Raw genomic sequence first — 6,535 nt, 5'->3', positions numbered from 1 at the left:
GTCACGGTGTTGCGACCGGGTCAGCTGAACGGCTTCGGCGATGCGTGGCTGCTCGCTCGCTCGACGGACGAGGAACCCCTGGTTCCGCTGCTGCTCCTCGGTGATCCACGTACCGGGCTGCTCCGTGACCGGGACGACCTGCGCGCGCTGGAGGCGGTGCTGCGTCGTTCCGCCGACGAACGGGACCGCGCCGCGGGCCGGCAACTCGACGAATTGGCGGCGCGGGCGCCGTCGTCGCCCACCGTGCCCCCGGCGGGCGCCCGGCCCGCTCGGGCCCACGCGACAGCCCTGTGGCAGGCGTCGAAGGGGGTGGGACGCGCCGTCGTGCTGCTCGGCGTCGTGGTCACGGTGGTGATCGCGGGCGGCTGGGTGGTGGAGGAAGCGGCCTTCGTGGGGCCCGCCCTGATCGTCACCGCCGTTGGCATGCTCGGCGTCTGGATCGTGTACGCGGTGTACCGCGTACTGGTGTTCGGTGCGGCGCTACTGACGCTTGTCGCGCGGGTGTTCCGCTGAGGCGGATCCTGCGTGCCCCGCAAGGATTGACGACGGTGTTCGGCAGGTCGGTCAGCAGCGAGGGGCGTCGAGTCCGGCGGCGCCGGCGAGCGCCTCGACTGTCGCCGTCGGCGCTGCCGATTCCGTCGCTGTCGGCGAAGGCGCGGCGCTGGGGGTCGGCGGGGCCGCGGGGGAGTTGCCGGGTGTGGGGGAGGCGCTGGCGAGGGTGGCCGTGCTGCGCTGCACCTGCTTGGTGACCATCCGGATGGTGGTCGCGGTCGCCTGGCGTCCGTACACGTCGGTCACCCTGATGCTGTACGGCCCGGGGCCGATCCCGCCCTCGATGGTCCAGTGGTTGTCGCTCTGGCGGACGGCCTTGCGGAAGCCGCCACCCGGCCCCTTCGCCTCGACCGAGCGCAGTGGGTTGCCGTGGTTGCCGACCTGCACCGCGAACCAGTACCGCGAAGCGCCGCCCTTCATCCGGAAGGTGAGCCCACCGTCGAGCGGAGGGTTCACCACCGCCCGGTACGTGACGGTCGCGATGCCCTGCGACCGGTCGGCGATCCTGGTGAACGCCTCGGTGGAAAGGTCGATCTTGCTGGGTCCGCAGCCGCCGCACTGGTCCATCACCATGACCCGGACCGTGCCCTTCGGACCACTCACCTGCAGGTAGCTGCCGCAGGCCGCCGATCCGGAGTACTGGGCTGCGCCGAGAGCCACGTAGAGCCGGTCCGCCGGCGGGCCCGGGAAGGAGCAGTTGCCACCCGAGCGGCCCGCGTCGTAGAAGCTGGCCTTGCCCTTGTGGACGGCGTTGCCGGTCGGCGGCGCGGCACAGGCCGGGGTGGCGCCGCCGCGTACGGCGAGGGTGATGCCGAGGACGGCGGCCAGGGTGGCCACCCCGGCACCGGCCAACCAGTGTCTGACCCGCCGACTCACCCGGGGCGTGCGGGCCGGGAGGTCGTCGTCGGGGGCCGTGCCTGGTGCCGTCACGGCGCCTGATGTTGCCGCACCACGCTGCGGCAGCGCAAAGTCGTCCCACCGATCGTCACTCGTCGGATCGGCGGGGGCGCAATCCGTTGAGGGCGGTGCTGACGACGAGGTCGGCGTACTCGGCGGTGAGCGGGCCGCTGCGGTGCAGCCAGCGACTGAGCAGCGGCCCCCAGATCAGGTCCACCGCCACGTCGAGGTCGACGTCGTCGGCGATCTGGCCCGCCTGCTGGGCGCTGCGCAGGCGCTGCCGCTTGGCCTCCTTCAACGGCCCGTCCAACCGTTCGGCGTACGCCGCGGCCAGCTCGGGGTCGAGCGCGATCTCGGTGGCCAGCGCGCGCATCGGTTGCTCGAAGCGGGGGTCGTTCATCTCCTCGACCGTCGCGCGCAGCACCACTGTCAGGTCCGCCGCCAGGTCGCCGGTGTCCGGCAGCGTCGGCGGCCCACCCTCAGTGGCCTCGCTGAGCATGAGGAAGGCGTCGAAGATGACAGCGCCCTTCGACGGCCACCAGCGGTAGATGGTCTGTTTGCCGACGCCGGCCCGCGCGGCGATGCCCTCGATGCTGAGCTTCGCGTACCCCGTCTCCTGAAGCAGGTCGAAGGCCGCGGTGAGGATGGCGCGCCGCGAGGTCTCGCGCCGGCGGGCGGTGTTGGGCGTCATGGGGCACCACGATAGCAACGACGAGACGGACCGTCTCGTCTTGACGTGGTGTCGGGGTGCGTCTAGCCTTCAGCCGTAACGAGACGAACCGTCTCGTCTCGTCTCGTCTCGTCAAGAGGAAAGAGGCTTCGCATGCGCACCCCCTCCGACGCCGCCCCCCGTACCTGGTTCATCACCGGCGCCAGCCGCGGCCTGGGCCGCGCCTTCGCCGACGCCGCGCTCGACCGCGGTGACCGGGTGGTCGCCGCCGCCCGGACCATCGCGCACCGCGACTTCGACGAGAAGTACGCCGACCGGCTGCTGGCCCTGACCCTCGACGTCACCGACCGCGCGGCCGTGATCGCGGCCGTGGGCACCGCCGTCGAGCACTTCGGTCGGCTCGACATCGTCGTCAACAACGCCGGCACCCTGTCCATGGGCATGATCGAGGAGTTCACCGAGGCCGAGGCGCGCGCCCAGTTCGAGGTCAACCTTTTCGGCGCGCTCTGGGTCAGCCAGGCGGTGCTGCCACACCTGCGCGCCCAACGGTCCGGTCACATCGTGCAGGTCTCCAGCATCGCCGCGCTCGGCGGCTTCCCCAGCACCGGCCTGTACAGCGCGAGCAAGTTCGCCCTGGAAGGGATGAGTGAGGCGCTGGCGATGGAGGCGGCGGCCTTCGACGTCACCGTCAGCATCGTGCAGCCGGGCGGCTACTGGACCGACCTCTACACCAGCGTGCGCGCCACCACTCCGATGGACGCCTACGCACCACTGCGTGCCGAGATGGAACGCCAGTGGGCGGAAGGCTCGATCGACAGCGAACCCCGGCTGGCCGCCGAGGCGCTGCTGCGGCTGGTCGACAGCGACGACCCGCCGCTGCGGCTCCTGCTCGGCAGCATGGTGTACGACCTGGCGTTCGACATCTCCCGCCGGCGGATGGACACCTGGGCGGGTTGGGAGCAGGTCAGTCGCGCCGCCGAAAAAGCCGTCGAGCGCCCGTGACCGGTCCTGCCGGGCGTCGGTGCCGTGCGCGGACGTCGGTGGTCACGTCGTGGCGTATCGGGCGGCGGTGGTGCGGACGGCCTCGTCGACCACCTGGGCGGTGCGTTCGGCGCTCACCTCCCAGCCCGGCACCAGCAGCGTCGGCCAGAAGACGTAGTTGGAGATCATGCCCAGGAACTGGGTGGCCGCGAGTTCGGCGTCCTCGACCCGCACCGTTCCCGCCTCGTGCTCAGCCAGGAGGTAGCTGCGGACGGACTCGAAGTAGGGCATCTTCCCGCGCGAGAACTGCGCATGGGCCAGCTCGGGGAACCGCGGCAGTTCGGCGATGACGATCCTGAACAGGTCGGTCATCTGGGCGCGGCCCAGCAGCGCGGCGTAACGGCGGCCGATGATGCTCAGCCCGGCAACGACGTTGCCGGTGGGCGGAGGGTCCTCCTCGTCGGCCGTCGACCAGGACTCGGTCACGATGGCGTCGAACAGCGCGGCCTTGGTCGGAAACTGCTTGAACAGGGTGGCCCGCGAAACTCCTGAGCGCTCGGCGATCCGCGCCAGCGACGTCCGGTCGTAGCCCAACTCGAGAAACAGCGCGGTCGCGGCCGTCACGATCAGCGCCCGCTTCTCCTGGGCGACGCGCTGGTGATACGTGGTCAAGGCCCTGCTCATGGGCCGAGCATACGAGGTGAGTGGCTTGACTCGCCTCTGCCGTCCACCTAGTGTCAGGCCAGTGGTGAGTCGACCGGCTCACCACTGGCCGCCCGGTCATCACCACGACGGTCATCCACCCCCGTACCGAAGGAGCATCTGATGCCCCGCTTCGACAACCAGACCGTGCTCGTCACCGGTGGAACCGGCGGCCAGGGCGCGAGCCACGTGCGCGCCTTTCACGCCGAGGGAGCGAACGTGGTGATCGGCGGCATCGACGCCGAGCGCGGCGCCGCTCTCGCCGACGAGCTGGGAACCCGCGCTCGTTTCGCCCGCCTCGACGTCACCGACGAGAGCTCGTGGTCCGCCGCTGTGCTGGCCGCCGAGAGCGCCTTCGGCGCCCTGAACGTGCTCGTCAACAACGCCGGCGTGCAGAATCCGCCGGCGACGATCGACAACACCGAGCAGGCCACGTGGTCGCGCATCCTCGACATCAATCTCACCGGGACCTTCCTCGGCATCAAGGTCGCGGCCCCCGCGCTGCGCCGGGCGGGAGGGGGAGCCATCGTCACCATCGGCTCGACAATGGGCCTGGGCGGCACGGCTCACTACGCGCCGTACGTCGCCAGTAAGTGGGCCGTGCGAGGCCTCACCCAAACGGCGGCACTCGAACTCGGCCGCGACCACATCCGGGTGAACACCATCCACCCCGGCGTGATATCGACCCCCTTCATCCACGAACCAGCAGCTGGCGCAGTCGCGGCAATCGCCGACTTCTACTCACCCGAGCCGTTCGCGATCCCCCGGCTCGGGGAGCCGACCGATGTCAGCCGACTTCTCCTGTTCCTCACCTCATCGGACGCGTCGTTCATCACGGGCTCGGAGTACGTCATCGACGGCGGACTCCTCCTCGGCCCCGCCCTCCAGGCCGAGACCGCATGAGGTCGCTGTCCGCTGTGTCGACCGCCGTCCGGAAGGCAGTTGAGCAAGTGTCGACTTCGCCGACCATCGCGGTCGGCCGACACTAGGCTCCGAGATATGGCGGCGGCGTGCCCATTCATTGGCACCTGAGTCCGGGCAGAGCCTGCACCCGATGCTTTCTCCTCGCGAGGCGCAAACCTAGACGGAGAGGAAAAACGCATGGCTGTCAAAACCAAGACTCGTCCGGGCACCACGGAGATCCGGCCGTTCTCGGTCGACATTCCCCAGGCCGACCTTGACGACCTGAAAAGGCGCATCAAAGCCACCCGCTGGCCGGACAAGGAAACGGTGAACGACCAGTCGCAGGGAGTGCAGCTTGCCACAATGCAGGCCCTCGCGCGTTACTGGGAAAAAGAGTACGACTGGCGCAAGGTCGAGGCGAGGCTGAACGCCCTACCACAGTTCATGACCGAGATCGACGGCCTCGACATCCACTTCCTCCACATCCGTTCGAAGCATGAGGACGCCCTACCGCTCATCGTCACGCACGGGTGGCCGGGCTCGGTGATCGAACAGATGAAGATCATCGACCCGCTCACCAATCCCACCGAGCACGGCGCGAGCGCCTCGGATGCCTTCCATCTGGTGATCCCGTCGATGCCTGGTTACGGCTTTTCCGGCAAGCCGAGCATGCCCGGCTGGGACCCGCAACACATCGCCACCGCCTGGATCGAGTTGATGAAACGCCTGGGCTACACGCGATTCGTGGCGCAGGGTGGCGACTGGGGTGCGCTCATCACGGATCTGATGGGAGTGCAGGCACCTCCGGAACTGATCGGCATTCACACCAACATGCCGGGTGTGTATCCGCCCGACATCGATGCGATGCTCCAGTCCGGTATCACTGGTGCCAACAATCCCCTCGCCTCGCTCCCGTCCAACCTCTCCGACGATGAGAGGCGCGCCTGTGAGCAGGCGGACTTCTTCTGGAAGCATTCCAGCTACGCCCTTGAGATGGGACGCGCGCAGACGCTGACCGGTTTGGCTGACTCGCCCGTCGCCTTGGCGACCTACATGCTCGACCATGACGCCGCCAGCCTGAAGCTCATTTCCGAGTCCGTCGCCGGGCAGCCCCGAGGCATCACGCCGGAGGACCTCCTCGACAACATTTCGCTCTACTGGTTGACGAACACCGGGGTCTCCTCGGCTCGACTGTACGCGGAGAACAAGCTGTCGTTCTTCGCCGCCAAGGGCGTGAAAATCCCGGTCGCCGTGAGCGTCTTCCCCGACGAGCTGTACGAGGCGCCGCAGAGTTGGGCCGAGCAGGCGTACTCCAACCTCATCTACTACAACAAGCTCGACGTGGGCGGGCACTTCGCGGCCTGGGAACAGCCGAAGATCTTCTCCGAAGAGCTTCGCACCGCCTTCCGGTCGCTGCGCTAGATGGCCGTGCACCTGCCCCCGCTCAACGGGGCGGCCGAGTGGCTCAACTCCGAGCCACTCGGCCCCGCCGACCTGCGCGGGCGCGTCGTCCTGGTCAACTTCTGGACGCTGACCTGCATCAACTGGCTGCGCCAGGAGCCGTACGTGCGCGCCTGGTCGCACGCCTACCGCGACGACGGGCTTGTCGTCGTCGGGGTGCACACGCCCGAGTTCGGCTTCGAGCACGACGTCGACTGGGTGCGGCGGGCGGTCGCTGCCCGGTCCATCGACTACCCGGTGGCGGTCGACAACGACTACGTGATCTGGCGTGCCTTCGGCAACCACTACTGGCCGGCGCTCTACTTCGTGGACACCGACGGCGTCATCCGCGACGACCACTTCGGCGAGGGACGCTACGAGCAGTCCGAG

The 6,535-nt window shown here is 69.0% G+C and carries 7 protein-coding genes and 1 pseudogene; 5 read left to right on the top strand and 3 right to left on the bottom strand.

Annotation, left to right across the window (positions count from 1 at the left end; translation table 11 throughout):
* Positions 1–513 (top strand): annotated as a pseudogene (locus KBX53_RS17885) (hypothetical protein); the annotation flags it as partial.
* Between the two features lie 51 nt (positions 514–564).
* Here the strand turns inward: KBX53_RS17885 and KBX53_RS17880 are convergent.
* Positions 565–1,482 (bottom strand): expansin EXLX1 family cellulose-binding protein, encoded by a 918-nt coding sequence (locus KBX53_RS17880; RefSeq protein WP_210860477.1) that lies wholly within the window; start codon positions 1,480–1,482, stop codon positions 565–567.
* Between the two features lie 55 nt (positions 1,483–1,537).
* Positions 1,538–2,140 (bottom strand): TetR/AcrR family transcriptional regulator, encoded by a 603-nt coding sequence (locus KBX53_RS17875; protein WP_030330154.1) that lies wholly within the window; start codon positions 2,138–2,140, stop codon positions 1,538–1,540.
* 132 nt (positions 2,141–2,272) lie between these two features.
* On the opposite strand from KBX53_RS17875, the gene KBX53_RS17870 reads away from it, so the two are divergent.
* Positions 2,273–3,121, top strand: a complete 849-nt coding sequence (locus tag KBX53_RS17870; RefSeq protein WP_210860475.1) for an SDR family oxidoreductase — start codon at positions 2,273–2,275, stop codon at positions 3,119–3,121.
* A 42-nt stretch (positions 3,122–3,163) separates the two neighbouring features.
* Here the strand turns inward: KBX53_RS17870 and KBX53_RS17865 are convergent, their stop codons facing one another.
* Positions 3,164–3,784 carry a TetR/AcrR family transcriptional regulator gene (locus tag KBX53_RS17865; RefSeq protein WP_210860473.1) on the bottom strand — a complete coding sequence of 207 codons (621 nt, stop codon included), beginning with the start codon at positions 3,782–3,784 and terminating at the stop codon, positions 3,164–3,166.
* Positions 3,785–3,925: 141 nt separating this feature from the next.
* Here KBX53_RS17865 and KBX53_RS17860 point away from each other — a divergent pair, with 141 nt between their 5' ends.
* The 3 genes from KBX53_RS17860 to KBX53_RS17850 form a co-directional block, all read left to right on the top strand.
* Positions 3,926–4,705, top strand: a complete 780-nt coding sequence (locus KBX53_RS17860; protein WP_030330148.1) for an SDR family oxidoreductase — start codon at positions 3,926–3,928, stop codon at positions 4,703–4,705.
* Positions 4,706–4,903: 198 nt separating this feature from the next.
* A complete protein-coding gene (locus tag KBX53_RS17855; RefSeq protein WP_210860471.1) occupies positions 4,904–6,127 on the top strand; it encodes an epoxide hydrolase family protein in 1,224 nt (407 codons plus the stop codon).
* Positions 6,128–6,535, top strand: a 408-nt coding sequence (locus KBX53_RS17850) for a redoxin domain-containing protein (RefSeq protein WP_210860469.1), incomplete at its 3' end; no start/stop codon positions are given.

The sequence above is a fragment of the Micromonospora sp. M51 genome, assembly GCF_018070305.1.
Lineage (GTDB): Bacteria > Actinomycetota > Actinomycetes > Mycobacteriales > Micromonosporaceae > Micromonospora > Micromonospora parva.
The sequence above is the reverse complement of the archived record's forward strand: the minus strand, read 5'-3'. Positions and strand labels throughout refer to the sequence as shown.